The following is a 25,879-nucleotide window of genomic DNA, read 5'->3' as shown; positions in this document are numbered from 1 at the left end:
GCGACGACCGGGCCCCGGACCGCCCCGCGGCGCGCGCTTACCATGGGGTGTGCGCCCACGCACTCTGCGCGAGTGCGCCGGACGCGGGCCGACGACGACGAGGACGAGCGAGGTCACCCATCGTGGTGCTGAACCGACTGCTGCGGGCCGGCGAGGCGAGGACGGTCAAGCGCCTCGGAGCCATCGCGGACTACGTCGACACCTTCGCCGACGAGATCGCGGCGCTCTCCGACGCCGAGCTGCGCGGGAAGACCGAGGAGTTCCGCGAGCGCTACGCGGGCGGCGAGTCGCTCGACGACATGCTGGGCGAGGCGTTCGCGGTCGTCCGCGAGGGCGCCCGCCGCACCCTCGGCCAGTACCACTACCGCGTGCAGCTCATGGGCGGCGCCGCGCTGCACCTGGGCAACGTCGCCGAGATGCGCACCGGTGAGGGCAAGACGCTGGTGTCCACGCTGCCCGCCTACCTGAACGGGATCACCGGCGACGGCGTCCACGTCGTCACGACGAACGACTACCTCGCCCGCCGCGACTCCGAGTGGATGGGCCGCGTCCACCGCTTCCTCGGCCTGTCCGTCGGCGCGATCTACTCGGAGATGCCGCCCGAGGAGCGCCGCGAGGCCTACAAGGCCGACATCACCTACGGCACCAACAACGAGTTCGGGTTCGACTACCTGCGCGACAACATGGCGTGGTCGAAGACCGAGTGCGTGCAGCGCGGCCACGTCTTCGCGATCGTCGACGAGGTCGACTCGATCCTCATCGACGAGGCCCGCACCCCGCTGATCATCTCCGGCCCGGCGGAGCAGAGCGCCCGCTGGTACTCCGAGTTCGCCCGCCTGGCGCCGAAGATGACCAAGGACGTGCACTACGAGGTCGACGAGCGGAAGAAGACCGTCGGGGTCACCGAGGACGGCGTCTCGTTCATCGAGGACCAGCTCGGCATCGAGAACCTCTACGAGGCCGCGAACACCCCGCTGGTCGGCTACCTGAACAACGCGATCAAGGTCAAGGAGCTCTTCCTCAAGGACAAGGACTACATCGTCCGCGACGGCGAGGTCCTGATCGTCGACGAGTTCACCGGCCGCGTGCTCGCCGGCCGCCGCTACAACGAGGGCCTGCACCAGGCGATCGAGGCGAAGGAAGGCGTCGAGATCAAGCAGGAGAACCAGACCCTCGCGACGATCACGCTGCAGAACTACTTCCGCCTCTACGAGAAGCTCTCCGGGATGACCGGTACGGCCCAGACCGAGGCCGCCGAGCTCTCCAAGACCTACAAGCTCGGCGTCGTGCCGATCCCGACGAACCGGCCCCCGCAGCGCGTCGACCAGCCCGACCTGGTCTACAAGACCGAGGCGGCGAAGTTCGAGGCCGTGGCCGACGACATCGCCGAGCACTACGAGCGCGGCCAGCCGGTGCTGATCGGCACCACGAGCGTCGAGCGCTCCGAGTACCTCGCGAGGCTGCTCGCGCAGCGCGGCGTCGAGCACTCGGTGCTGAACGCCAAGTTCCACGAGCAGGAGGCCGGGATCATCGCCCAGGCCGGGCGGCGTCGCGCCGTCACGGTCGCGACGAACATGGCCGGTCGAGGGACCGACATCGTGCTCGGCGGCAACCCCGACTTCATCGCCGACCTCGAGCTGCGCGCCAAGGGGCTCGACCCGGTCGAGACGCGCGAGGAGTACGAGGCGGCCTGGGACGACACCCTGGCCCGCGTCAAGGACGAGGTGCGCCGCGAGGGCGAGGAGGTCAAGAAGGCCGGTGGTCTCTACGTCCTCGGCACCGAGCGCCACGAGTCCCGCCGCATCGACAACCAGCTCCGCGGGCGCGCCGGCCGCCAGGGCGACCCCGGCGAGTCCCGCTTCTACCTCTCGCTCGGCGACGAGCTGATGCGCCGGTTCAACGGCGCCATGGTCGAGACGATCATGACGCGGTTCAACCTGCCGGAGGACATGCCGATCGAGGCCAAGATGGTCTCGCGGGCGATCCGGAGCGCGCAGACCCAGGTCGAGCAGCAGAACTTCGAGATCCGCAAGGACATCCTCGAGTACGACGAGGTCATGAACCAGCAGCGGACGGTGATCTACGACGAGCGCCACCGCGTGCTCGACGGCGAGAACCTGTCCGAGCAGATCCAGAACATGATCGTCGACGTCGTCACCGCCTACGTCGACGGCGCGACCTCCGAGGGCTACAGCGAGGACTGGGACCTCGAGAAGCTCTGGGAGGGCCTCCGTCAGCTCTACCCCGTCTCCGTGAACTGGGAGGACGTGGCCGAGGAGCACGACGACATCGACCGGGACCTCCTCCTGGAGATCCTCACCGAGGACGCGCTCGAGGCGTACCGCCGCCGCGAGGCCGAGATCGACGCGATCGTGCCCGAGGGCGGGATGCGCGAGCTCGAGCGGCAGGTGATCCTCTCCGTGCTCGACCGCAAGTGGCGCGAGCACCTGTACGAGATGGACTACCTCAAGCAGGGCATCGGGCTGCGCGCGATGGCGCAGCGCGACCCGAAGATCGAGTACAAGCGCGAGGGCTTCGAGATGTTCTCCTCGATGATGGAGGGCATCAAGGAGGAGTCGGTCGGCTTCCTGTTCAACCTGACGATCCAGGTCGAGGAGATGCCGCCGATCGACGCGGTGCCGGGGGCGAACCCGAACACCGACACCGCCATGCAACCCGCGATCACCCCCGAGCCGCCGCAGGACGGACGCCGGCTCTCGACGGCGGGTGCCGCGCCGGTCTCAGCCCCCACGCGGCCGGTCGGTCCGGCGCCGGGCCGTCCCGCCGGCCCGCCGCGCATGGTCCCCCCGGACCCGCGCTCGACGCCGACCACCGCCATCCCGGCGGCGGGACGTCCCCAGGCCCCGGTCGACCGGCCGTCCCAGCCGAGCGGCCCGCAGCCGCCCGTCGCCCCGGTGCCCACCGGGCGTGCGGGCCGGGTGCCCACCGGGCGCCAGGGCCGCCAGGCCCCGCCGTCGGTCGACCCGGCGACGCAGCCGACCGCCGCGGGACCGGCCATGTCGCAGCTGAACGGCGGCCCGGTGCCCGACGCCTTCCGAGGTGCGGGGCTCGGCGGGCACCGCCCGCAGCAGCTCAACTACTCGGGTCCCGACGAGGACGGCCGCGCGGCAGCCGGCGGCGGGCGCCCCACCGGCCGGCACGCGGGCGGCAACCCGCAGCAGGCCCGCCGTGCGGAGACGCCGTCGCGCAACGCGCCGTGCCCCTGCGGGTCGGGCCGCAAGTACAAGCAGTGCCACGGGGCACCGGCGCGGAGCTGATCGACCCCACGGCGCCCGAGGGAGTCCCCACGCACCCGGAGGTGCGTGGGGGCTCCCTCGTCGCACCTCTGTGGCCGTCGAGGCGTTCCAGGACGGACCGGTGCCCCGGATCAGCCGACGACGAGCTCGACCAGCCGCCAGGCGCCGTCGTGCAGCTCGAAGCGGGCGGCCACCGCGCGAGCCCGGTCGTCGGCCGGTCGACGCGCGCCGGGTGTCCGGTCGGGCCGGGCCGGACGGCACACCGCCGCCGCGACCTCGACGGCGGGGACCGGCTCCGGACCGGCCGTGACCAGGGCGCACAGCCGCAGCCCCTGCACCCGGCTCGCCCGGGGGCGCCGGGTGGACGGCACCAGCGCCGTCAGCCGGTCGAGCACCTCGGCCGGGCACACCCCCTCGAGGTGGCCGACCGGCCGGCGGCCGTCGAGCACCTCCGCGACGGCCGACAGCACCCGCAGCGCGACGGGCCCGACCTGCGACCGGGAGGCCGCCAGGGCGGCGTCCCAGGCCGGGGTGGTGAGGTCCGGGGCCGGGGTCTCCGGCGGGGCCTCGGGCACGGGCACCGGGGCGGGCAGCCGTCGGAGTCGCGGCGCCGGGCGACGGTCCATCCGGCGTGCGAGGCGTGGCGCGACGCAGACCCGCCCGGCCCGCGGCCGGACGCCGGGTGTCGTGACCTCGACGGTCCCTAGGGCGGGCCCGGGGCCTGCCGACGTCGGTGCCGGGTCGTGTGCCGCGACGCTCATGCCGTGTCCTCCCGCTGCGCCCCCGCGGCGGCTCCGGCCCCGCGGCGGTTCCGACCCTAGAAGGAAGGATCAGCAGGCGTGGGCGGTTTGGATGATCTCGTCAGGGGGTACGGCGCCGGGTCAGCTCGAAGCACGCGAGCGTCGCCGCGCACGCCGCGTTGAGCGACTCCACGCCGCCCGCCATCGGGATCGCCACGGTGCCGTGCAGTTCGCCGCGCACCTCGTCGGTGAGGCCGTCGGTCTCCCCGCCGACCACGACGGCGGTGCGGGGGGCGAGTTCGGCGTCGAACAGGGACACCGCCCCGCCGCCGTCCAGGCCGAGCAGGACGAACCCCGCCTCGGCGAGGGCCGCCAACCCGACCGCGGCGGTCCCGGCCCGCAGCACCGGGGCGTGGAAGGCGACCCCGGCCGACGCCTTGACCACCAGCGGGTCGATCGACGGCAGGCCCCGGCGGGGGAGCAGCACGCCCTCCAGCCCGGCGGCGGTGGCGGAGCGCAGGATCATGCCCACGTTCGCCGGGTTGGTGAGCCCGTCGAGGACGAGCACCCGCGCGGGCGCCTCCGGGCCGAGCGCGGCGAGGAACCGTTCGACGGTCCGCATCCCGGGGGCGACGACGTCGGCGATGACGCCCTGGTCCTGCCGGCCGTTGCCGGCGAGCACCTTGACCCGCTGCGCCGAGGCCCGCGTCACCCGCACCCCGCGTGCGCGGGCGGCCTCGAGGATCGGGCGCACGGCCCGCTGGTCGGCGCCCTCGGCGAGCACGACCTTGTCGACCTCCAGGGCCGGGTCGGTCAGGGCCTCGAGCACCGGCTTGCGGCCGTAGACCGTCACGAAGCGGTCCTTGGGGGAGACCTCGTCGGCGGGCGGTGCGGGTGACATCGGCGACCACTGTGTCAGACGGGTCTCACCCGCCGTCGTGCGAGGATCGAGGTCATGCCGGACCGCCTCACGGCCCTGGACGCCTCGTTCCTCTACATGGACCAACCGACGACGCCGATGCACGTCGGCAGCGTCGCCGTCTTCCGCAAGCCACGGTCCGGCTTCGACTACGAGCGGCTCGTCGAGCTCATCTCCGGGCGGATCGGCCTGGTGCCGCGGTACCGCCAGAAGATCAAGCAGATCCCGTACGGCGTCGCCCGCCCGGTCTGGGTCGACGACGCCGACTTCGACGTGACCTACCACGTACGGCGCTCCGCGCTGCCCGGCCCGGGCACCGACCGGGCCCTGAACGAGCTGGTCGCGCGGCTCATGTCGCGCCCGCTCGACCACACCCGGCCGCTGTGGGAGATGTACCTGGTCGACGGCCTGTCCGGCGGTCGAGTGGCGATCGTGTCGAAGACCCACCAGGCGATGGTCGACGGGATCGCCTCGATCGACATCAGCCAGGTCGTGCTCGACGACTCGCCCGACGGCCGCGACGAGCCGGAGGACGACTGGGTGGCCCGGCCCGAGCCGCCGCCCTGGAAGCTCGTGCTCGACGCGGTCGGCGAGGCCGTCGCCCGGCCCGGCAACGCCGTCGAGGCCGCGCACGCGGCGGTGCGCGACGCCGCCGACACCGTCACGAAGGTCGCGGGCGTCGCGGGCGGGCTGCTCTCCGCGGTCCGCACCGCCGTGCGCCCGGCCCCGACCAGCCCGCTCAACGTGCCGATCTCCACCCAGCGGCGGTTCGCCCACGCCCGGACCGAGCTCGAGGACTACCGCGCCGTCCGGCGCGCCCACGGCGGCACGATCAACGACGTCGTCCTCACCGTCATCTCCGGCGCGATGCGCAACTGGCTGCTCTCCCGCGGCGCCTCGGTGACCCCGTCGACGACGATGCGGGCGATGGTGCCGCTCTCGGTGCGCGGCGAGGCGGCGGCGACCGGGGCGATCAGTGGTGGCGGCCTGCTCGGCAACCGGATCGCGTCGTACCTGGTGGACCTGCCCGTCGGCGAGCCCAACCCGGTGCTGCGGATGCACCACGTGGCGCACGCGATGCGCGAGCACAAGCAGTCCGGGCAGTCGGTCGGGGCGAACGCGCTGGTGCGCGTCGGCGGCTTCGCGCCGCCCACGCTGCACGCGTTGGGCGCCCGCGCGGCGAGCGGCCTGTCGCGGCGGCTGTTCAACGTCGTCGTCTCGAACGTGCCCGGGCCGCAGCACCCGCTCTACGCCGGCGGCGCGCGGATGCTCGAGATGTACCCCGTGGTGCCGCTGGCGAAGGGCCAGTCCCTGGCGGTGGGGCTGACCTCCTACGACGGCGGTGTGTTCTACGGCTTCAACGCCGACCGGGACTCGATGGCCGACGTCGACGAGTTCGGTGACCTCGTGACGGAGGCGCTGGCCGAGCTCGTCGCCACGGTGCCGCGATGACCCCGCCCGCCCGGCCCGCCCGCACCCCGTCGCGCCGCGGCATCGTCCTCGGCACCGGCGGGTCGCTGGGCTACGCGTGGACGGTGGCGGCGCTGTCGACCTGGCAGCAGCACACCGGTCACGACGCCCGCGACGCCGACGTGATCATCGGGACGTCCGCCGGGTCGATCGTCGCGTCCGCGCTGGCCAGCGGGGTGGGCGCCGACGATCTGGTCAAGCACCTGCTCGAGCCGCGGGAGACCCCGACGTCGGGTGGGAAGCCCCGTCGACGCGGGGCGCGGGGCGGGTTGCCGCCGATGCCGCGGGTGGGGCCGGGCTCGGTGCGGCTGCTCCGCGAGGTCGCGCGGCACCCCCGCCGCTTCCCGCCGATGGCGGTCGCCTCGGCGCTGCTGCCGGTCGGGCGGGCCGACACGAGCGGCGTGATCCGCCTCGTCTCGTCCTTCGCGCCCGAGACGTGGCCCGCGCCGCCCACCGCGCCGGAACTGCGCATCGTCGCCACCGACTACGACAGCGGCGCCCGCGTACCGTTCGGCCGCCAGGGCGCGCCGCCGGCGTCGTGCGCGGAGGCCGCCAGCGCGTCCTGCGCCGTGCCCGGCTGGTTCGAGCCGGTGCGCATCGGCGGTCGCCGCTACGTCGACGGCGGGGTGTGCTCGGCGACCTCGGCCGACCTGCTGCTCGGCCCCGACATGCCCGACCTCGACGAGGCGCTGGTGCTCGTGCCGCTCGCCCGGCGCGGCCGCGTCCGCCTCTCGGGGGTGGGGGGTGCGGCGGACGGGTTGTTCCGTGGGATGGTCGGGGGCCGCAGTGCCCGGGAGATCGCCCGGCTCCGCGAGGCCGGCCTGCGGGTCACCTCGCACGCGCCGGGACCCGAGGAGCGCGCGGTGATGGGTTGGAACGTCATGGACGCCCGCCGCCAGGCGGACGTGGTGCCGACCGCCCTGCGCACGACCGCGCAGTGGTGGTCCCGGAAGGACCGGGACACGTGAGGGTTTGCCAGGGCGAGCGGAGCGACGGGTGAGGGTCTACGTCCCGACCACGGTGGCCGGGCTGCGCCGGCTCCTGGCCGACGGGCACGTCCAGCCGCTCTCGGGGACCGCGTTCGCGCTGACCCCGGCGCTGCGCGAGTCCTACCTCGCCGGCGACGAGGAGGAGCTGGAGTACGTCGCGATGACCGAGGCCGCCCGTGCCTCGCTGCGGCTGCTGGCCACCGAGCTCGCCGACGACCCGGAGACGCCCGCCCGCCGGGCGGTGGTCGCCGCCGACGTCGACGACGTGACCGCGCGCCCGGACCTCGACGCGGCGGTGGTCCGGGTCGCCGGGCCGATCCCGTCCACGAAGCTCGCCTCGATCCACCTCGACCTCGCCGACGCGGCCGACGCCGTCCGCCGCGCCGCCGCGGTCATCGACGCCGCCGACCTCGGCGACGAGGACGCCGAGCTCGCCCTCGGCGACGCCGAGGACCACGACCTGGCCTGGTACGGCGTCCAGGAGCTGCCGTTCGTGCTGGAGCTGGACGTTCCCGACGGCGGGTGAAGGCGGGGAGCCCGGCGTGTCGACGGTCAGCCGGCCACGCCGTCCGGCCGCTGCGGCATCCCCTTGCGCCAGGCGGTGTAGCTCTGCAGCCGCCCACCGCGGGGCCGGAAGAGCCACGGCCACGGGTGCACGACGGCGGGGTCGATCGCCGTCGACCGGGAGCGGAACCCCGGCACGGGCGCGAAGGTGACCGCGACCCGCCGTCCGGACAGCTCGTCGGGGACGCGCCCGCGGTAGAGCTCGACCGGACGCCGGGTGGCGAGGTCGGCCAGCGTCTCCGTCAGGAAGACCAGCCGCTTGCCCGAGAGCCGCAGGCGGGCGAGCAGCGGCTCGTCGAAGACGAAGACGGCGGGGGCGTCGGGGTGCGCCACGAGCGCCGGGTCGTCGTCGCCGAGCGACTCCGCGGTCAGCCAGACCGCCTCGACGTCGGGGACCTCCGAGGGCGCCGACGACGGGCCGCCGGTCGCCTCCGGGTCGGGGTCGGACCGCAACGCCGACGGCGGTTCGATCCGCTCGGTGCGCTGGTCGGGCGGCCAGTCCTGCACCGGGCAGTCGGCGTTGAGGGCGCACTCCGCGCAGAGCTTCGGCGCGCGCTTCTCCACCTGGTTGCGCGAGAAGCCGTAGGCCTTGCCCGTCCCGGTGCCGACCGTCCACTGCCAGCCCATCCGGTTCGCCGCGCGGGAGCCGTCGAGGAGGTGGGTGAAGAACGCGTCCTCCCCGTCGCGCCACTGCGCCCCGGCCCGCACCGTCCACTGGCTGGAGAGCCACATGCGCGTCTGGTTGACCAGCCACCCGTCGTCGTGCAGCTCGGTGAGGTTCGCGTCCATGCAGTTCATGTCGCGCGGCCACGGGTCGTCCCAGGTCTCGGGCGGTCGCGGCGGCCGGGCGCGCAGGTCGTCGCCGAGGGCCGGACCGACGCGGGCGTACACGTGGCGGGCGTACTCCTGCCAGGCCAGCTCGTCGCGGTACTTGGTGCGGTCGCGCTGCGGGGCGTCGGCGACGTGCTCCCACAGCGCTGGCAGCGAGAGCAGCCCGTGCCGGATCCACGGCGACATCCGCGATGCCCCGCGACGCTCGGGCGGCCAGACGTCGTTGCGGCGGCGCGCGTAGTTCGTGACGTCGAGCGACCCGAGGGCGATGTCGGCCGCGGTCTGCCCGCCGCGGAACGCGCCGGACGCGGCCGGGGTGTCGCAGGTCAGGTCGCCGAGGTGCTCGGTGACGAAGTCGACGGCGGCGTCGGGTCCGGTGTCCGGGACGGGCAGCTGCACACGGCTGCGTACCCGCTCAGCGCCCGATGTCCCATCCGGCCTTCTCCAGCAGCGCCAGCGAGACGTCCCAGAGGCGCCGGGCGGCCCCGGGGTCCAGCGCGTACGCCTTCACGCCGTGGATGCCGCCCCGGATCTCCTCGACGACCTCCGCCTCGTGGCAGTCCTCGAAGTAGCGCCCGCCCACACCCGCGAGCTGCGGCGACGTCGCGAGCAGCACCGACGTGGCCGCGCCCTGCTCCGGGGTCTTCATGATGTCGGCGGCCGCCACCGACAGCTCCTCGATCACCGCCGGGTCCCAGTGCTTCTGCAGCCCGGTCCAGATGCCGCCGGGCATGAGCGCGTTCGCGGTGATCCCGTCGTCGGCCCAACGACGGGTCAGCTCGACCGCGAACAGCACGTTCGCGGCCTTGGACTGGCCGTAGGCGAGGCCGGGGTCGTAGGGGCGCCGCTCGAAGAACAGGTCGTCGAACACGACGGGCGACCTGCCGTGCCCGCTGGAGGACACCACGACGACCCGCGCGTCACCGGCCGCCGCGAGGGCGGCGTGCAGGCCGAGGGTGAGCGCCATGTGCCCGAGGTGGTTCGTCGCGAACTGCAGCTCCCAGCCGTACGCGGTGTGCGTCTCGGGGGTGTCCATCACGCCGGCGTTGTTCACGAGGACGTGCAGCGGCCCGGTCCAGGCGTCGACGAAGGCGCGGACCGAGTCGAGGTCGGTGAGGTCCAGCGGCGCGGCGTGCACCTGCGCATTCCCGGTGGTCGACCGGATGTCGTCGACGGTCCGCTCCGCCGCCTCGACCGAGCGCGCGGCCACGTCACCGTCGCCCCCGCCGCGGCGAGGGCGCGGGCCGTTTCCACCCCGATCCCCGACGCGGCGCCCGTCACCACCGCGGTGCGGCCGGTCAGGTCGACGCCCTCGACCACCTCCAGGGCGGTGCTCCGAGCGTCGAACGTCGTGGTGATGCCCATCGTGCCTCCACGCGAGAGTAACCATCCGGTTGGTTTCCAACCTAGCACTCTCGGCCCGCCCGCAGCGGGTACACGATCTCCGTGAGCGACACCATCGTCGGGAAGCGACTGATCTACACCTACGCCAACGGCTGGGAGTACGAGCTGTACGTCAAGAACGACACGACGGTCGACTACCGCATCCACTCCGGGCTGGTCGGCGGCCGGTGGGTGCGCGACCAGCACGCCTACGTCTCCCGGCTGCGGGAGAACGTCCACACGGTGCACTGGACGGAGCCCACCGGCACGAGCGTGTCGATCGTGGCCGACCTCGAGCACCGGGTCACCCACGGCACGATCTTCTTCCCGCGCTGGGTCGTCGACGACCCGCGGGCCACGGTCTGCTTCCAGAACGACCACCTCGACGAGATGGTCCGTCGCCGTGAGGCCGGCCCGACCTACCCGATCGAGGTGATCGACGAGGACAGCGAGATCACGCTGCTCGAGGACCCGGGTCCCGACGACGAGTCGGTCATCTCCGAGCCTCCCGGAGACGCAGCGCAGCGGAGCTCGACCCCGGACACCGCGGGCGGCGAGCGGTCCCGCGCATGACGCTGCCGACGCCCGGGCTCGAGTTCCTCGCCCACGTCGAGGTCGAGCTCGACGCCCCGGTCGACCTCGGCGTGACCGACGCCGGCCACCGGCGGATCGTGCCGATCGTCGGCGGCCGGGTGACCGGGGAGCGCTTCTCCGGCATCGTCGTGCCGGGTGGCGCCGACTGGCAGGCGATCCAGGCCGACGGCGCCATCACGATCGACACCCGCTACCTGCTGCGCTCCGACGACGGCGCCGACGTGTACGTCCGGACCGCGGGGGTCCGCGCCGGTCCGCCGGAGGTCCTGGCCGCGCTCGCGCGCGGCGAGGAACCCGACCCGTCGTCGTACTACTTCCGGGTGCACGCGACGTTCGAGACGTCCGCGCCGCGCTACGCCTGCATGACGCGGGTCCTGACGGTGGCCGTGGCGGCGCGTCGGGCGTCGCAGGTCGTCTACGACGCGTACGTGGTGACCTAGCGGTCGAGCGGACCCTCACCGGGCCCGCAGGCCGCCCGCGACCGCGCTGATGGTCCGCTGATCATCAGCCGACCTCCCAGGCGGGCGTGCGCAGCGCGGTGAGCACCCGGCGCAGCGCCTCCAGGCGCCCGGCCGACAGGGCGCCGGACTCGACGAGCGGGTCCAGCGCGCACTCCGGGTCGGCGGGCGGGCCGAGGTGCGAGCACCCGCGCGGGCAGTCCTCGACGGCGGCGGCGAGGTCACCGAAGGCGGCGACGACGTCGTCGGGGGAGATGTGCGCGAGCCCGAAGGAGCGCACGCCCGGGGTGTCGACGACCCACCCGCCGTCGGGCAGGCCGAGGGCGACCGCGGAGGTCGAGGTGTGGCGGCCCTTCCCGACCCCGCTGACCACGCCCACCGCCCGTGCCGCGTCCGGGACCAGGGCGTTGACCAGCGTCGACTTCCCGACCCCGGAGTGCCCGATCAGCGCCGACACCTCGTCGTGCAGCAGCTCGCGCAGCGCGGCGGGGTCCTCGTCGGAGCGGGTCACGACGACGGGCAGGTCCAGCTCGGCGTACTCGGCGGCGAAGGGACCGGGGTCGGCGAGGTCGGCCTTCGTCAGGCAGAGCACGGGGTCGAGGCCGCCGGCGTAGGCCGCGACGAGGCACCGGTCGACGAAGCCGGTGCGGGGGACCGGGTCGGCGAGCGCGGTGACGATGACGAGCTGGTCGGCGTTCGCGACGACCACCCGCTCGTAGGGGTCGGTGTCGTCCGCGGTGCGGCGCAGGACGCTCGTCCGCTCGGCGACACGCACGATGCGGGCGAGCGTGTCCTCGGTGCCGGAGGTGTCGCCGACGAGGTCGACGTGGTCGCCCACGACCACCGGCGTGCGCCCCAGTTCGCGGGCCCGCATCGCGATCACCCGCGCGGTCGGCTCGTCGTCCGGCGCGCAGGTCCAGCGCCCGCGATCGACCCCGACGACCATCGCGGTCCGCGCGTCCGCGTGGTCCGGGCGGCGCTTGGAGCGCGGCCGGGTGCCCTTGCCGGGACGAATCCGGACGTCGCTCTCGTCGTACCGCCCGGCGGCGCTGCGCGGGCTCACCGAGCGGCCACCGCCCCGCGCACCAGGGCCGACCAGTCGTCCGCGAAGTCCGGCAGGGTCTTGCCCGTCGCGGCCACGTCGTCGATCCCGAGCCCCGGCACGACGAGACCGAGCAGCGCGCCCGCCGTCGCCATGCGGTGGTCGGCGTAGGCGCCCCACGGGCGGGTCGGGCGGAGCCTTCCCGACGGCGGATGCACCTCGAGACCGTCCTCGGTCTCGGTGACCCGCGCGCCGATCGCGGCGGCCTCGGCGGCCAGCGCGGCGAGCCGGTCGGTCTCGTGGCCCCGGATGTGGGCGACCCCGCGCAGCCGCGAGGCCCGCCCGCCGAGCGAGGCGACGACGGCGAGCGCGGTGACCGTCGGGGTCAGCTCGCCGATCTCGCCGAGGTCGACGTCGACGCCGGCGAGCCGGTCGGGACCCTGCACGGTCAGGCCGTCCGGCCCCTCGGACACCGTCGCCCCGAACGCCTCCAGCGCGCGGCGCACGGCCCCGAGCGGCTGCAGGTCGGGCAGGTCGTGGCGCGACTGTGTGTGCCGCTCCGGGTTCGCCGCGGGTCGCCGCTCCGGCCAGCCCGCGACCGTCACCCGACCACCGGTGATCATCGCGGCGGCCAGGTACACGGCGGCCCCCGAGAGGTCGGGTTCCACGACGAACATCGGGTCCGGCGCCACGGGGCCGGCCGACACCGACCAGCGGGAGTCCTCAGTGGTCACGGTGACGCCCGCGAGGCGCAGCATCGTCACCGTCATGTCGACGTGGGGGAGCGACGGGACCGGCGTCGAGGAGGTGACCGCGAGCCCGTCGTCGTACCGGGCGCCGGAGAGCAGCAGGCCCGAGACGAACTGGGAGGACGCCGAGGCGTCGACCGTGACCGCCCCGCCGCGGACGCCCCCGCGTCCGAGCACGGTGAACGGCAGCCGGTCCGCGTCGGCGGGCTCCAGGGCGACGCCGAGCCCGCGCAGCCCCTCGAGGACGCCGCCCATCGGGCGGGTACGGGCGTGCGGGTCGCCGTCGAACTCGACCGGTCCGTCGGCCAGCGCGGCCGCGGGCGGGAGGAACCGCATCACGGTCCCGGCCAGCCCGCAGTCGACCCGTCCGCCCCGCAGGTGCCCGGGCCCGGTGACGGTGACGTCGAGCGTGCCGTCGCGCCCGGGGGCCACCTCGGTGCCGACGCCCATCGCCGCCAGCCCGTCGACCATGAGCGTGGTGTCACGCGAGCGGGCGGCCCCGGCGACGGTGCGGGTGACGCCGTCGGTGGCGAGGGCGGCGAGGAGCAGGGCCCGGTTGGTGATCGACTTCGATCCGGGGACGGCGACCGTGCCCTGCACGGGACCGTCGGCCGTCGGGGCGCTCCAGGGGCTCTGCACGCCCTCAGTCTGTCAGGATCGGGGGCATGTGCGGTCGTTACGCCCTGGCCAAGGACCCGGCCGACCTGGCCGAGGAGTTCGACGCGCGCGACGAGACCGGCGGCGAGGCGATCGGCCCGGAGTACAACGTCGCGCCGACCCTGACGGTCCCGGCCGTCGTCGATCGCCACCCCCGCGACGACGACGGGACCCCCGACCCGTCGCGGGTGGAGCGCTCGCTGCGCGCCATGCGGTGGGGACTGGTGCCGTCCTGGGCGAAGGACGTCGCGGTCGGGAACCGGATGATCAACGCGCGGGCCGAGTCGCTCACCGAGAAGCCCGCGTTCCGCCGCGCGGCCGCGTCCCGGCGCTGCCTCATCCCGGCGGCCGGCTGGTACGAGTGGCTGCGCGACGGCACGCGCAAGACCCCGTACTTCATGTCCTCCGACGACGGCGGGTCGCTCGCCCTGGCCGGGCTGTGGGAGACCTGGCGGCCGGCGAAGGGCAGCGGGGATCGTGAGGCGCCGCTGATCTCCACGACGGTCGTGACGACGGCCGCGGCCGGGCAGCTCACCGAGATCCACCACCGCATGCCGCTGGTGCTGCCGCGCGACCGGTGGCAGGCCTGGCTCGACCCGGACCGCGACGACGTCACCGACCTCCTCGCCCCCTCCGAGGAGGTCCTCGCCGCGATCGGGATGCGCCAGGTGTCCTCGAAGGTCAACAACGTGCGCAACCACGGCGCGGAGCTGGTCGAGGAGGCCCACGAGGAGCCCGAGCAGCAGGGCCTCGACCTGGAAGCCGTCAATCCCTCGTGATCGTTACGCGCGAGGAGTTCGAGGTCCCGACCCCGCACGGCCCCGCGGTCGTGCACCTCGAGCACGCGAGCTACTGCGGTGGCCTGCTCGTGCTCGGGCACGGGGCGGGCGGCGGGATCGAGGCGCCGGACCTGCTCGCGGCGGCCTCGAGCGCCCCGGTGCCGATCGCCGTCGCCCGGGTCCTGCAGCCCTACCGGGTGGCCGGGCGCAAGGCCCCGCCGCCGGCCACCCAGCTCGACGACGCCTGGGCCGCCGTCCTCGCCGCGCTCACCGCCCGCTTCCCCGACCAGGACCAGGTCCACGGCGGCCGGTCGTCGGGTGCCCGGGTGGCGTGCCGCGGCGCGGTGCGCGCGGCGAAGCGTCCCGTCGGTGTCCTCGCCCTCGCGTTCCCCCTGCTCGCCCCGGCGCGCAAGGACGGCACCCGCCCCGACCGCTCGCCCGAGATCGACGCGGTCGACGAGGCCGGCATCCCGGTGCTCGCGGTGTCCGGTGACCGCGACCGGTTCGGCGTCCCGCCCGTGGCCGGGCACCGTGAGGTCGTGACCGTGCGGGGCGATCACTCGCTGCGGGCGCAGGGCCCGGTCCGCGCGGCCGTCGAGCCGTGGATCGCCCGCTTCTTCCCGCCGCTGCGGGACGGACTCGTGCTGACCTGAGCGGCGTCGTCAGCCCGCCCGGGCGCGGAGCTCCTTGAACAGGTCGCGCACCATCTCGGCGGGCGGCGCGACGACGGTGGCCTGGGGGAGCAGGTCGGTGAACGTCACCGTGGTCGTGGCCTGACCGGGGACGACGGTCTCGCTCACCTGGCGGACCTTCCCCTCGGTGTCGAGCCAGACGTCGACGGGCAGCGTCGTGAGCCCGACCCCGGTCCGCAGCCGGTCCACCACCGGACCGAGCTCCGGCGCGAGCGCGCGCAGGGCGGCGAGGTCGACGTCGCCGCGCAGGTGGACCGTCGGTACCTCGTCGATCGTCTCCGGCCCGACCATCACGACGTCGTCACGGATCGCGAGCAGGGTCGTCGTGAGGTCGGCGGGGTTCCCGGTGATGCCGGAGCCGAGCTGGATCACGGTGTCGGCGAACAGGCCCGTGTCCACGCCGTCCAGCTCGACCGACACCCACTGCCGACCGCGGGAGATGTCGTTGATGGCCCGCGGGGGCAGGGCGCCGAAAGCGGTCCGCCCGACGGCGAGCGCATCGACCCGGCCGAGGTCGCTGATCCGCAGCGCCGTCGACGAGGTCCGGCCGCGGAAGTCGACGACGCCCGAGCCCGTCGTCGTGATCGACCGGTCCCGGGCCGGGCCGCTGGAGCGGACCTGGACCGTGGCGCCGTCGGCGGCGGCGGTCGCGCGGGCCGCCGTCCGGATCGACTCGGCCTCGCCGGCGTCGCCCCGCGCCCCGGGGCGGGCCGCCTGGCCGGCCGCGGTGTCGTCCCGCCCGAGCCCGAGCGAGGCACACCCGGACAGCACGCCCAGGAGCACGAGGACGACGACGAACACGCGCATAAGTGCCATTACACCGTCGGTCCGATGTCGGACGGTCGACCGCCCCGGCCGCGCCCCCCGAACGTGATCACGCGCCGAGCGCGCCCCGCACCGCCCGCGCCAGGGCTTCCCGACGACGGGTGTGGTCCTGCGGCGGGTCCCCGGGCGCGGCGGCGATCACGGTCGCGGCCGGCGACCACGTCATGGAGAGGGCGATGACCAGCGAGTAGACGTCCGCGGCGTCGATCGCGGGGTCGACCAGTCCCTCGGCCTGCGCCGCGCGGACGGCGGCGTGCTTGCGCTCCACCTCGTCGGTGACGTCGGTCAGCAGGTCGCCGGTGGGCACGCGTTCGAGCCGCGCCCACACGGCGAGCAGGATGACGGCGGGCTGCTCCAGGTAGGCGTCGTAGAGCCGCACCGCGTAGCCGGGGAGGTCCCGCGCGTCGAACGGCACGAGGTCGACGATGAGGGCGAGGTGCTCGCGGAAGACGGCGTCGAACAGCCCGTCCTTCGAGTCGAACCATGCGTAGATCTGGGCCTTGTTCGCCCCGGCGGCCGCGGCGATCCGGTCGACCCGGGCGCCGGCGATCCCCCGCGCCGAGAACTCCGCGGTGGCCGCGTCGAGCAGGCGCCGCCGCGTCGCGCTCCCGTCCTTCGGCATTCCGGGATCGTAACCAACCGGTCGGTCAGGTGGGGCGGGGTCAGCCGCCGGCGACGGCGGCGGTCGTCGCACCCGCCGTCGTGACGAGGTCCCCCGGTGCGAGCTCCATCTGCAGGCCGCGCTTCCCGGCACTGCAGAAGACGGTGTCGAACCGCAGGGCGGACTCGTCGACGACCACCGGCAGCCGGGTGCGCGAGCCGAGCGGGGAGATGCCGCCCGCCACGGACCCGGTGAGCCGCTCGGCCACCGCGACGTCGGCCATCACCGCCTTCTTGCCGCCGCGTGCGGCCGCCAGCGCCTTGAGGTCGAGCGACCCGGACACAGGCACCATCGCGAGCACGGGGGACCCGTCCACCTCGGCCACGAGCGTCTTGAACACGCGGGCGTGGTCCAGGCCGAGGGCGTCGGCGGCCTCGGTGCCGTACGCGGCGACGCCGGGCGCCTCGTAGGCGTGGGTCGACACGGTGATGCCGGCCTTCGCGAGCAGGGCGAGTGCCGGGGTTCCGGCGGCGGATCGCTTGGCCACGGCGGCAGCCTAGGGCCGTGGGGGAAGCGGATGACCGGCCGCCGGACGACGGCCGGGCCTGGCGGGCCGGGGAACACGCGACGGATTGGTCGTGTTGGGACGGACATGCCAGCCATGACGATGGACCGGACGCCGATCCGGCTCCTCATCCCCGACGAGGGGGGTGTCCGCACGCCCACCGGGGTAACCTCCCCGCGATCCGACGCCATCGTCGAGCGGTGGCGCGAAGGGAGTGCGGTGTCCGAGGCGGTCGAGCAGACGGAGGTCGATCCGTCGACCGACGTGCAGCAGGGCGGGTCCACTCCCGCCGACCTGGAGACCGAGACCGTCGCGGAACGGGCCGAACGCTTCGAGCGCGACGTCATGCCGATGGTCGACCAGCTCTACGCGGCCGCGATGCGGATGACCCGCAACCCGCCGGACGCGGAGGACCTGGTCCAGGAGACGGTCCTCAAGGCCTACTCGTCCTTCACGTCGTTCCGGCCCGGGACGAACCTGAAGGCGTGGCTCTACCGCATCCTCACGAACTCCTACATCAACACGTACCGCAAGAAGCAGCGGCAGCCGCAGCAGAACTCGACCGACGAGATCACCGACTACCAGCTGTCGCAGTCGGCCGAGCACTCGTCGGCGGGGCTGCCGAGCGCCGAGGCCGAGGCGCTGGACCGGCTGCCGGACACCGACATCCGTGAGGCACTGCAGGCCCTGCCCGACGACTTCCGGATGGCGGTCTACCTCGCCGACGTCGAGGGCTTCGCCTACAAGGAGATCGCCGAGATCATGGGGACGCCGATCGGCACCGTGATGTCGCGGTTGCACCGCGGCCGCCGGCAGCTCCGGGAGGCACTGACCGACACCGCGCGCGACCGCGGGTTCATCAGGGACGGGGTGAGCGAGGCATGAGCTGCGGCAATCACCACGAGACCGACTGCGAGGAGGTCCTCGCGGAGGTCTGGCTCCTGCTCGACCACGAGTGCGACGCGGAGCGGGACGCGCAGCTGCGACGCCACCTCGAGGAGTGCGGGCCGTGCCTGGCGCGCTACGGCCTCGAGGAGAAGGTCAAGACGCTGCTGGCCCGCACCTGCGGCGGGGAGCGCGCGCCGGACACCCTGCACCAGAAGCTGCGGGAGCGGATCCGCGCGACGGTGCTCGAGCAGGCGCAGGTCAGCGTGGAGCGGACCGCGTCCGGCACGGTGGTCGAGGTGAACTCGACCCGCGTCGAGACGCGATACCGAGGCTGAGCACCCCCGAGACGAGCGAAGAGCCCCCGGAGTGATCCGGGGGCCCTTCGTCGTTCCCTGGGGACGACACCGCGTCAGCTGTTGGGACGCTTGCCGTGGTTCGAGCCCTTCTTCTTGCGGTCCCGCTTCTGACGTGCACGCTTCGACATGAGGCGATTCTCCCACGCGCCCCCGCCGGCCCTCGCCGATGGTTGGATGAGCCGGTGAGCACGTTGAGCTTCCTGCTCGCCACGCACACGTCGCTCTCCGGCGACGAGGTCGCGCACCTGCAACGGCTCGCCTCGGAGTGGCAGCTTCTCTCCGACCTGTCGTTCGCCGACTTCATGCTGTGGGTGCCGGTGACCGAGGCCGAGGCGCCCTCGTTCGTCTGCGTCGCCCACAGCCGCCCGACGACCGCGCCGACCGCCCACCCCGACGACATGGTCGGCGGCACCGCGACCGCCGCCCAGCACCCGCAGCTGGTCCGCGCGCTCGCCGACACCACGATGCGCCGGGAGGAGCAGCCGCGCTGGCACCGCGGGCGGTCGATCCGCCGGGAGGTCGTGCCGGTGGGCTACGGCGGGCGGGTCATCGCCGTGCTCGGGCGGGACACGAACCTCGCCGCCCCCCGGGTCCCGTCCACCCTGGAGATCTCCTACCTCGCGGTGGCCGGTGACCTCTGCCAGATGATCGCCGACGGGACCTTCCCGACGGCGGAGGGGGTCGACGAGGGCCGCTCCTCACCCCGGGTTGGCGACGGCCTGGTGCGGGTGAGCGCGGCCGGCACGGTGCTCTACGCGAGCCCCAACGCCGCCTCGGCCTTCCACCGGCTCGGGTGGGCCGACGAGCTGGTCGGCGCCGACCTGCCGGCCGTCGCCCGACGGGTCTCCGCCGACCCGTTCGAGGGCGCCGAGGCGGTCTCCGTGCTCCGCGACGCGCTCGCCGGCACCCCGTCGGCGCGCACCGAGCTCGAGAGCCGCGGGGCGACGGCGGTGCTGCGCGCGCTGCCGCTGCGCCCACGGGGCGTGCCCAGCGGGGCGTTGGTGCTGGTCCGGGACGTCACCGAGGTGCGGCGCCGCGACCGGGCCCTGATGAGCAAGGACGCCACGATCCGCGAGATCCACCACCGCGTGAAGAACAACCTGCAGACCGTCGCCGCCCTGCTGCGTCTGCAGGCCCGCCGGACCCGGCACGAGGAGGCCCGGTCGGCACTGAACGAGTCGATGCGCCGGGTCGCGTCGATCGCACTGGTGCACGAGTCGCTCGCGGCGTCGGTCGACGAGCGGGTGGACATCGACGAGGTGCTCGCCGGCGTGCTGCCGATGATGAACGACCTCGTCCGGCCCGGCGCCGGGGTGTCGATGGCGCGGGAGGGCCGGGCCGGGGTGCTGCCGGCGGTCATGGCCACCCCGCTCGTGCTGGTGGTCACCGAGCTGGTGTCGAACGCGCTGGAGCACGGCTTCGGTGAGGGGACGACCGGTTCCGTCCGCATCGTCGCCACCCGCACCGCGAGTCGGCTGCAGATCGAGGTCGTCGACGACGGGCGCGGCCTGCCGGACACGTTCTCGCTCGAGCGCGCGCCGGGCCTCGGCCTGCAGATCGTGCGCACGCTCGTCGACTCCGAGCTCGGCGGCACCCTGTCGCTGCGCCCGGACCCGGCCGGCGGCACCCGCGCCGAGCTGCGGATCCCGCTCACGGGCCGCTGAGGTCGTGCCCTCGCGCCCGGTGGGCCGCTGGCGAGGGTGACGTCGGGCAGGTCGGGGCGTCTCGGAACCTGCCCCACGTCACTCTCGCGGACGCGACGGGTTGCTGCGCCGTCCGCGAGGGGAGGATCCGAGCGCTCTTGTGGCACGAGGGTTCCCCTCACGCCTGGGGGTGGCCCCGGAACGAGCGAAGGGCCCCTCCGGTCGAGAGGATCGACCGGAGGGGCCCTTCGCTCAGAACGAGGGGGCGGACGCGTGGGGAGCGAGCGTCCGTCCCCGGGGAGGCCGGATCAGGCCTGGACGTCCATGCGCACGCCGTAACGCTTCATGGCGCGGCGCTCGTCCTCGCTGGCACCGCCCCAGACGCCGGCGTCCTGGCCGGACTCGAGGGCCCAGGTCAGGCACTCGGACATCGCCGGGCAGCGGCGGCACACGGCCTTCGCCTGAGAGATCTGCGTGAGCGCGGGGCCGCTCGTCCCGATCGGGAAGAACAGTTCCGGGTCCTCGTCGCGGCAAGCAGCGTCGTTCCGCCAGTCCATCGTGCTGGTCTCCTCAGCTGGGTGCGACTCGGGGTTCGCACCGCGTTGGGTGGTCGTGGGCGATTCCGATCGGGGCGGAATCCCACGGACCGACTCTCGCCGGTCCTCGGTACCGTTCTCGTATGTGCGGGGAGGTCCGACCCCTCCGGTCTCCGACCTGCAGCGTCCTTGCCGCCGGCCGGCACCTGGTGGTGTCCGCCTCCCGTGCCCTCCGGATTCCGGTGATCTCTCACCGGCTCCCGGGGACCGGCCGCGCAGTTCTGCTCTCGCATTCCTGCCCGGCACTCGCGGGGGATGACCAAGAATCTGCAGGAGGAACGCGTCTGGATCGAGTCCCAAGCGGCTCGACGGGCTTGCGCGGGCGGTGAGTGGATATCGGCGGACCGTGACGGCCCCGTCACTGCGACGAGCGGAAAACGCGACACGACGAGTCGTCGACCCGGGCGTCGGACGACGACGAGCGGTCGCTATGCTCAGCCGCGCCCTGTTCGCGGGCCGGATCGGGGCCTCCGAGGTCCCCCGAAGGCCGGATCAAGCCGCCGTTCGTCGGCTGACGGTCCACGCCCGCCGGACTGAAGGTGACGCGGCTCACGACTGCTGGACGGCGTGGCGCTAGACGACGACCCGCAGCGCCTCGGGGACGGCCACGAACTCGACGTCGCTGCGCCGCCCGAGGTGGTCGCCGTCGACCTGGAGGTTGACGGGTTCCTCCGAGGTGATCCGCAGGGCGGAGACGTCGTCGCGGCGGACCACCGAGGACAGGCCGCGGAAGCCGCCGGGCCGCAGGATCTGGCGGACGGTGCGCGCGATCGTCGGCAGGCCGAGGTTGCGCATGGCGAAGAAGCCGAGTCCGGACTCGAAGGAGCAGCCCGGGTTGGTGCGCACCGCGTTGCCGCCGAGGTAGGTCCACGGGTCGGTGTTCGAGACGATCGCCATCTTCGTGCCCTCGATCGGTTCCTCACCGGGGATCTCGAGGGTGAGCGTCGGGGGGTTGGCCCGGGCCCGCGCCCACCGCCGGATCGCGGTGTTGACGTACCGGGTGGGCGTGACCTCCTGACCGTCGCCCCGCGCCCGCTCCATCGCGGCGATGACGTCGGCGTCCCACCCGAGGCCCGCGTTGAAGCTGAACCAGCGCTCGTCGGCCTTCCCGAGCCCGACGGTGCGGCTGCGACCGGTCGCGAGCGCCCCGAGGAGCTGGTGCGTCGCCTCCAGAGGGTCGCGCGGGGCGCCGAGGGCGCGCGCGAAGACGTTCGCCGAGCCGCCGGGCACCACGCCGAGGGCGGGCACCCGCTCGTGGGGACCGTTCACGAGCAGCCCGTTGAGGGCCTCGTTCACGGTGCCGTCGCCGCCGAGGACCACCACGAGGTCGACGCCCTCGTCGGCGGCCCGGGACGCGAGCTCGGCGGCGTGGCCTCGGTAGCGGGTCGCGACCACCTCGAGCTTGAGCTCGCTCGCGAGGGCGTGGGCGATGACGTCGCGGCCCGCTGCCGTGGTGGTGGTGGCCGAGGGATTGGCCACGAGCAGGGCGCGCACGGCACTCACCGTAGCCCCGCACCCTCCGTGGTTGGGCCGGGCGTGGGGCACGGATCGCTCACGTCGACGGCGCCTAGGGTGGAGGACGTGCTGTCGACCTCCCCGCCTCGCTCCGTCGTGGTGGCGGCACTGGTCTGTGCGGGGGAGGGCGTCGCGCTGTTCGTGACGGGCGCCGTGCTGCTCGCGGTGGAGGGGACGCCCCAGGTGTGGGCGTTCGTGCTCCTGCTGGGCCTCGGGATCGGTGCCGCCGGGATCGCCCTCGCCCGGGGCGCTCGCGGTGCGCGCGGCCCGGTGGTGGTCGCGCAGCTGATCGGGCTCGGCGTCGCCTTCTACGCGGGCGTGACCTCCGGCCGCCCGGACCTCGGGGTGCCGCTCGCGGTCGTCTGCGCCGGGGTCCTGGCCGGGGTGCTCACCCGGGCCGGCCGGGACTGGGCCGAGCAGTAGCGGACCGGACCACCCGTCGTCGGGACGGGGAGGATCAGTGCCGGTCGGCCGGCGGGGGCGGGGCCTCGACGAGGCCGCCCGGCACGTTGAGCAGGTCGATGCGGTGCGCGCCGCGCTCGTGGCCGAGCACCGTGACCGAGGCCGGGTCGAAGGCGAAGCCGACGCCGGCCGCCGGCGGCAGCCCCAGGTAGCGGGCGACGAGCACGCGGGAGGCGTGGCCGTGCCCGACGAGGATGACGTCCCGGGTGGCGAGCTCGCGGTCGGCGTCGGCGACGACGCCGTCGATGCGCTTCGCGATGGCCTCGTGGGTCTCACCGTGGGGGACCGGGTGCGACCAGACGGTCCAGCCGGGGTCCTCGGTGCGGATGTCGGGGGTGGTGCGGCCCTCGTAGTCGCCGTAGTCCCACTCGCCCAGGTCCTCGCGGACCTCGTCGACCGTGAGGCCGGCCAGCCGGGCCGTCTCGCGGGCGCGGGTGCGGGGGCTGCACCAGACCAGCGGTCCGGGCTCGGCGTCCCCGCGCAGCGTGCGCAGCAGGTCACCGGCGACGCGGGCCTGCTCCTCGCCGCGGGCGGTGAGCGGGATGTCGGTGCGGCCGGTGTGCTGACCGGACCGCGACCACTCGGTCTCGCCGTGCCGCAGCACGTAGAGACGGCCGACCGGGCTCTCGCTCACCACTACCTCCTGACACGACGACGCGCCCGCCCCGACGTAGCGGGGACGGGCGCGCCGACACGCGGGCCTCAGCCCTTCTTGGTCTCCCAGAAGATGTCCGAGATCTCGCTGATGTAGCCGAGCAGCTCGTCACCGGTCTTCGGGTCCGTGGAGCCCTTGGTCCCGGTGGCGCCGGCCGCCTTCGTGGCCTTGTTGAACAGCTCGTGGAGCTGCGGGTACTTCTCGAAGTGCGGCGGCTTGAAGTAGTCCGTCCACAGCACCCAGAGGTGGTGCTTCACCAGGTCGGAGCGCTCCTCCTTGATCTGGATGGCACGCTCCTTGAACTCCGGGTCGTCGGAGTCCTGGTACTTCGACTGGATCATCTTGACCGACTCGGCCTCGATCCGGGCCTGAGCCGGGTCGTACACGCCGCAGGGGAGGTCGCAGTGTGCGGTGGCCTCCAGGCGCGGACGGAGGATGCTCGCGAGCAGTCCCATGTCGCCTCCCATCTCCCCGCACGCGGGGATTCACGGTGATCGTTCCGACCGCGGCCCAACCTACTCCGAGAGAGGCGTCCGGGCAGGGGATGAGACACGAGGTGTTCGCGCTGGTGAGGCGTCTGCGAGCGGCGTTTTCGGGCCTCCTCGGCGGGGTACCGCGGCGGGTCCTCGTCCGGGGCGGCTCGATGGTGCCGACGCTGCATGACGGAGACGTCGTCCTCACGTGGCCGCGCCGCCGGGCGCGCACCGGGGACGTCGCCCTCGTGCGCTGGCCCGCCCGGCCCGACCAGCTCTCCGTCAAGCGCCTCGCCCTTCCTGACGACGGGGGCTGGTTCGCCCTCGGCGACGCGGCCCTCGCGTCGACCGACTCGCGCACGCTCGGACCGGCCGAGGCGCTCGCCGTCGTCACCCACCGCCTCTGGCCGCGCCCGGGCCGTCTTCCCCGGCGATGACGGTCGGATCACGATCGGGGGAGATCGGGCCGCACCCGTTAGCGTCAGCGTGTCGCGCTACGACAGTCCCTCCGACGGGGCGTCGGTGACGGGAGTGGTCGGTGGGGGACGAGCGGGGGCCGTGGATCGGCTCGTCGTGGATGGTGGCCGTCGCGGCCGGTGACGCCCGATCGCCCCGGCGACGTGCGGTGCTGACCTGGGTGCTCGGCGGCGCCCTCCTGCTCGGGGCCCTCGGCGGGGCCGGGGCGCACCCCGTGTCCGCCGCCCTCCCGCTGCCCCCGGTCGACACCAGCGAGGTCGGCGCCACCGGGCGGGTGCCCGACGCCGGGGTCGCCCCGCTGCCCGAGGCGCCGCCGGCCGCGCCACTGCCCGCGGAGCCGTCGCCGTCGACCGGCGGGTCCGGGTCCGACGTGCCCGAGACGATGCTCGCGGCCTACCGGAACTCGCAGGCCGACATGGCGGTGGCGGCGCCGGGCTGCCACCTGTCCTGGGCGCTCGTCGCCGGGATCGGGAAGGTCGAGTCGGACCACGCCTACGGCGGCGCCGTCGCTCCCGACGGCACCACCGAGCGGCCCATCCTCGGTCCGCAACTCGACGGCGCGGGCGGCAACGCCGCGATCACCGACACCGACGGCGGCGCGCTCGACCACGACCCCGTCTGGGACCGGGCCGTCGGCCCCACCCAGTTCATCCCGTCGAGCTGGCGCACCTACGGCGCCGACGGCAACGGCGACGGTGTCGCCGACCCCGACAACGCCTTCGACGCCGCCCTCGCCACCGGCCGCTACCTCTGCGCGGGCGGCACCGACCTCGCGACCGCCTCCGGCCGCCACGACGCGGTGTTCCGCTACAACCACTCCGAGTCCTACGTCGCCACCGTGCTGCGCTGGGCGGACGCCTACGCCTCGGGCGCCCTGCCGGTGCCCGACACGGCGGGCGGCATCCCCGACCCGGTCCTCGCCTCCGGCTCCGGTTCCCCGACGCTCGCCGCGCTCCCCGGCCCCTTCCCGACGACGGGTGCGCGCCCCGCTCCGTCCGGTTCCGGGCTGCTCGCGGGCGGCCCCCTGCCCGCCGTGCCGTCGACCCCCGGGGTCCCGGCGCCGTCGTCCGCTCCGCTCACGGCGTCCGGGCTCGTCCCGGGTGCGCCGCGCGATCTGGTGCCGCCGTCGTCGGGTGTGGTGTCGTCGGGTGTGGTGCCGTCGGGTGTGGTGCCGTCGGGTGTCCTGCCGTCGCTGCCGGGGCTCGTCCCGGGCGCACCGAGCGGCGTGGTGCCGCCGTCGAGCGGCGTGGTGCCGCCGCCGGTCGGGGTGCCGTCGTCCACGCCGACCGGTAGCTCGTCCGCCGGGCCGACCTCGCCGACGCCGACGGGCAGCTCGTCCATCGCGCCGACATCGCCGTTCGCGGTCGTCCCACCCGCGGCGCCGAAGCCGCCCGCGCCGCCCTCGCCGGCGAGCCCCCCGCCGTCCAGCACGCCGCCGAAGGCGACCCCGCCGTCGTCGACCCCGCCGTCCAGCACCCCGCCGTCCAGCACCCCGCCGTCCAGCACCCCGCCGTCCAGCACCCCGCCGTCCAGCACCCCGCCGTCCAGCACCCCGCCGTCCAGCACTCCGCCGTCCAGCACCACCACGACGTCGAAGGCCGCCACCATCCCGGTCGCCACGCTCTGCACTGCGGAGCCCGCCGCGGTGGCCACGGCCTTCGGCGTGCCGGCCGCTGACCTCACCGCCGCGACGACCGCC

General features: G+C 74.5%; 28 protein-coding genes. 14 read left to right on the top strand and 14 right to left on the bottom strand.

Annotation, left to right across the window (positions count from 1 at the left end; all coding sequences use genetic code 11):
- Positions 1-122 precede the first annotated feature (122 nt).
- Entirely contained in the window at positions 123-3,278 is a 3,156-nt protein-coding gene (secA, locus tag A3CO_RS0116235) for a preprotein translocase subunit SecA (RefSeq protein WP_018333305.1), read from the top strand.
- Between the two features lie 110 nt (positions 3,279-3,388).
- Here secA and A3CO_RS40045 read toward each other — a convergent pair whose 3' ends face one another.
- Together A3CO_RS40045 and A3CO_RS0116225 are read right to left on the bottom strand one after the other, a co-directional pair.
- Positions 3,389-4,018, bottom strand: a complete 630-nt coding sequence (locus A3CO_RS40045) for an Rv3235 family protein (protein WP_018333304.1) — start codon at positions 4,016-4,018, stop codon at positions 3,389-3,391.
- Positions 4,019-4,118: 100 nt separating this feature from the next.
- Positions 4,119-4,898 carry a TrmH family RNA methyltransferase gene (locus A3CO_RS0116225; RefSeq protein WP_018333303.1) on the bottom strand — a complete coding sequence of 260 codons (780 nt, stop codon included), beginning with the start codon at positions 4,896-4,898 and terminating at the stop codon, positions 4,119-4,121.
- A 54-nt stretch (positions 4,899-4,952) separates the two neighbouring features.
- Here A3CO_RS0116225 and A3CO_RS0116220 point away from each other — a divergent pair, with 54 nt between their 5' ends.
- Genes A3CO_RS0116220 through A3CO_RS0116210 form a run of 3 tightly spaced genes read left to right on the top strand, consistent with a single transcriptional unit; the run spans position 4,953 to position 7,901 of the window.
- Entirely contained in the window at positions 4,953-6,368 is a 1,416-nt protein-coding gene (locus A3CO_RS0116220) for a WS/DGAT/MGAT family O-acyltransferase (RefSeq protein WP_018333302.1), read from the top strand.
- Positions 6,365-7,354, top strand: coding sequence for a patatin-like phospholipase family protein (locus A3CO_RS0116215; RefSeq protein ID WP_018333301.1), 990 nt, complete (start codon positions 6,365-6,367; stop codon positions 7,352-7,354). Before A3CO_RS0116220 ends, A3CO_RS0116215 begins: the two co-directional genes overlap by 4 nt.
- A gap of 28 nt (positions 7,355-7,382) precedes the next feature.
- On the top strand, positions 7,383-7,901 hold the full coding sequence (locus A3CO_RS0116210; protein ID WP_018333300.1) for a DUF6912 family protein: 519 nt from the start codon (positions 7,383-7,385) through the stop codon (positions 7,899-7,901).
- A 26-nt stretch (positions 7,902-7,927) separates the two neighbouring features.
- Here A3CO_RS0116210 and A3CO_RS0116205 read toward each other — a convergent pair whose 3' ends face one another.
- Both A3CO_RS0116205 and A3CO_RS34985 read right to left on the bottom strand, forming a co-directional pair.
- The gene (locus tag A3CO_RS0116205) at positions 7,928-9,169 is read right to left on the bottom strand and encodes an FAD-binding domain-containing protein (RefSeq protein WP_018333299.1); all 1,242 of its coding nucleotides are present in this window, start codon (positions 9,167-9,169) and stop codon (positions 7,928-7,930) included.
- Positions 9,170-9,185: 16 nt separating this feature from the next.
- Positions 9,186-9,980 (bottom strand): SDR family NAD(P)-dependent oxidoreductase, encoded by a 795-nt coding sequence (locus tag A3CO_RS34985; RefSeq protein WP_018333298.1) that lies wholly within the window; start codon positions 9,978-9,980, stop codon positions 9,186-9,188.
- Positions 9,981-10,216: 236 nt separating this feature from the next.
- Between A3CO_RS34985 and A3CO_RS0116195 the strand changes: the two genes are divergently transcribed.
- A complete protein-coding gene (locus tag A3CO_RS0116195) occupies positions 10,217-10,726 on the top strand; it encodes a phenolic acid decarboxylase (protein WP_018333297.1) in 510 nt (169 codons plus the stop codon).
- Positions 10,723-11,187: a DUF3237 domain-containing protein gene (locus A3CO_RS0116190; RefSeq protein ID WP_018333296.1), complete on the top strand. Its 465-nt coding sequence runs from the start codon at positions 10,723-10,725 to the stop codon at positions 11,185-11,187. The genes A3CO_RS0116195 and A3CO_RS0116190 overlap by 4 nt, the downstream gene beginning before the upstream one ends.
- A 64-nt stretch (positions 11,188-11,251) precedes the next feature.
- Here A3CO_RS0116190 and rsgA read toward each other — a convergent pair whose 3' ends face one another.
- Entirely contained in the window at positions 11,252-12,268 is a 1,017-nt protein-coding gene (gene rsgA, locus A3CO_RS0116185) for a ribosome small subunit-dependent GTPase A (RefSeq protein ID WP_018333295.1), read from the bottom strand.
- A complete protein-coding gene (gene aroA, locus A3CO_RS0116180) occupies positions 12,265-13,635 on the bottom strand; it encodes a 3-phosphoshikimate 1-carboxyvinyltransferase (protein WP_018333294.1) in 1,371 nt (456 codons plus the stop codon). The genes rsgA and aroA overlap by 4 nt, the downstream gene beginning before the upstream one ends.
- Positions 13,636-13,661: 26 nt before the next feature.
- On the opposite strand from aroA, the gene A3CO_RS0116175 reads away from it, so the two are divergent.
- Positions 13,662-14,432 carry an SOS response-associated peptidase gene (locus A3CO_RS0116175; RefSeq protein ID WP_018333293.1) on the top strand — a complete coding sequence of 257 codons (771 nt, stop codon included), beginning with the start codon at positions 13,662-13,664 and terminating at the stop codon, positions 14,430-14,432.
- Positions 14,429-15,085 (top strand): alpha/beta hydrolase family protein, encoded by a 657-nt coding sequence (locus A3CO_RS0116170; protein ID WP_018333292.1) that lies wholly within the window; start codon positions 14,429-14,431, stop codon positions 15,083-15,085. Before A3CO_RS0116175 ends, A3CO_RS0116170 begins: the two co-directional genes overlap by 4 nt.
- Positions 15,086-15,094: 9 nt before the next feature.
- Here the strand turns inward: A3CO_RS0116170 and A3CO_RS0116165 are convergent, their stop codons facing one another.
- The 3 genes from A3CO_RS0116165 to A3CO_RS0116155 are packed head-to-tail and all read right to left on the bottom strand — an operon-like array spanning position 15,095 to position 17,097.
- On the bottom strand, positions 15,095-15,940 hold the full coding sequence (locus tag A3CO_RS0116165) for an SCO4651 family lipoprotein (RefSeq protein WP_157647639.1): 846 nt from the start codon (positions 15,938-15,940) through the stop codon (positions 15,095-15,097).
- 58 nt (positions 15,941-15,998) lie between these two features.
- Positions 15,999-16,571 (bottom strand): TetR family transcriptional regulator, encoded by a 573-nt coding sequence (locus tag A3CO_RS0116160; protein ID WP_018333290.1) that lies wholly within the window; start codon positions 16,569-16,571, stop codon positions 15,999-16,001.
- Positions 16,572-16,611: 40 nt separating this feature from the next.
- On the bottom strand, positions 16,612-17,097 hold the full coding sequence (locus tag A3CO_RS0116155) for an aminoacyl-tRNA deacylase (RefSeq protein WP_018333289.1): 486 nt from the start codon (positions 17,095-17,097) through the stop codon (positions 16,612-16,614).
- A gap of 114 nt (positions 17,098-17,211) precedes the next feature.
- Here A3CO_RS0116155 and A3CO_RS0116150 point away from each other — a divergent pair, with 114 nt between their 5' ends.
- Positions 17,212-18,000, top strand: a complete 789-nt coding sequence (locus A3CO_RS0116150; protein ID WP_018333288.1) for a sigma-70 family RNA polymerase sigma factor — start codon at positions 17,212-17,214, stop codon at positions 17,998-18,000.
- Positions 17,997-18,338, top strand: a complete 342-nt coding sequence (gene rsrA / locus A3CO_RS0116145) for a mycothiol system anti-sigma-R factor (protein WP_018333287.1) — start codon at positions 17,997-17,999, stop codon at positions 18,336-18,338. Before A3CO_RS0116150 ends, rsrA begins: the two co-directional genes overlap by 4 nt.
- A 74-nt stretch (positions 18,339-18,412) precedes the next feature.
- Here the strand turns inward: rsrA and A3CO_RS40405 are convergent, their stop codons facing one another.
- Positions 18,413-18,487 (bottom strand): 50S ribosomal protein bL37, encoded by a 75-nt coding sequence (locus tag A3CO_RS40405; protein WP_372460497.1) that lies wholly within the window; start codon positions 18,485-18,487, stop codon positions 18,413-18,415.
- 54 nt (positions 18,488-18,541) lie between these two features.
- Here A3CO_RS40405 and A3CO_RS0116140 point away from each other — a divergent pair, with 54 nt between their 5' ends.
- Positions 18,542-20,023 carry a sensor histidine kinase gene (locus A3CO_RS0116140; protein WP_018333286.1) on the top strand — a complete coding sequence of 494 codons (1,482 nt, stop codon included), beginning with the start codon at positions 18,542-18,544 and terminating at the stop codon, positions 20,021-20,023.
- Positions 20,024-20,310: 287 nt separating this feature from the next.
- Here the strand turns inward: A3CO_RS0116140 and A3CO_RS0116135 are convergent, their stop codons facing one another.
- Positions 20,311-20,559 (bottom strand): WhiB family transcriptional regulator, encoded by a 249-nt coding sequence (locus A3CO_RS0116135; protein ID WP_018333285.1) that lies wholly within the window; start codon positions 20,557-20,559, stop codon positions 20,311-20,313.
- 612 nt (positions 20,560-21,171) lie between these two features.
- On the bottom strand, positions 21,172-22,092 hold the full coding sequence (locus tag A3CO_RS0116130; protein ID WP_018333284.1) for a diacylglycerol/lipid kinase family protein: 921 nt from the start codon (positions 22,090-22,092) through the stop codon (positions 21,172-21,174).
- Positions 22,093-22,179: 87 nt separating this feature from the next.
- On the opposite strand from A3CO_RS0116130, the gene A3CO_RS35960 reads away from it, so the two are divergent.
- Complete coding sequence (locus A3CO_RS35960) at positions 22,180-22,536, top strand: hypothetical protein (protein WP_157647638.1); 357 nt, start codon at positions 22,180-22,182, stop codon at positions 22,534-22,536.
- Positions 22,537-22,570: 34 nt separating this feature from the next.
- Here the strand turns inward: A3CO_RS35960 and A3CO_RS0116120 are convergent, their stop codons facing one another.
- On the bottom strand, positions 22,571-23,212 hold the full coding sequence (locus A3CO_RS0116120) for a histidine phosphatase family protein (protein WP_018333282.1): 642 nt from the start codon (positions 23,210-23,212) through the stop codon (positions 22,571-22,573).
- Positions 23,213-23,277: 65 nt separating this feature from the next.
- Complete coding sequence (gene sodN, locus A3CO_RS0116115) at positions 23,278-23,685, bottom strand: superoxide dismutase, Ni (RefSeq protein ID WP_026204671.1); 408 nt, start codon at positions 23,683-23,685, stop codon at positions 23,278-23,280.
- 113 nt (positions 23,686-23,798) lie between these two features.
- Here sodN and A3CO_RS0116110 point away from each other — a divergent pair, with 113 nt between their 5' ends.
- Entirely contained in the window at positions 23,799-24,140 is a 342-nt protein-coding gene (locus tag A3CO_RS0116110; protein WP_026204670.1) for a S26 family signal peptidase, read from the top strand.
- A 101-nt stretch (positions 24,141-24,241) separates the two neighbouring features.
- Positions 24,242-25,879: lytic transglycosylase domain-containing protein (locus A3CO_RS39540; RefSeq protein WP_018333279.1), on the top strand; the 1,638-nt coding region annotated here is incomplete at its 3' end.

The organism is Actinomycetospora chiangmaiensis DSM 45062 (assembly GCF_000379625.1).
Classification (GTDB): Bacteria; Actinomycetota; Actinomycetes; order Mycobacteriales; family Pseudonocardiaceae; genus Actinomycetospora; species Actinomycetospora chiangmaiensis.
The sequence above is the reverse complement of the archived record's forward strand: the minus strand, read 5'-3'. Positions and strand labels throughout refer to the sequence as shown.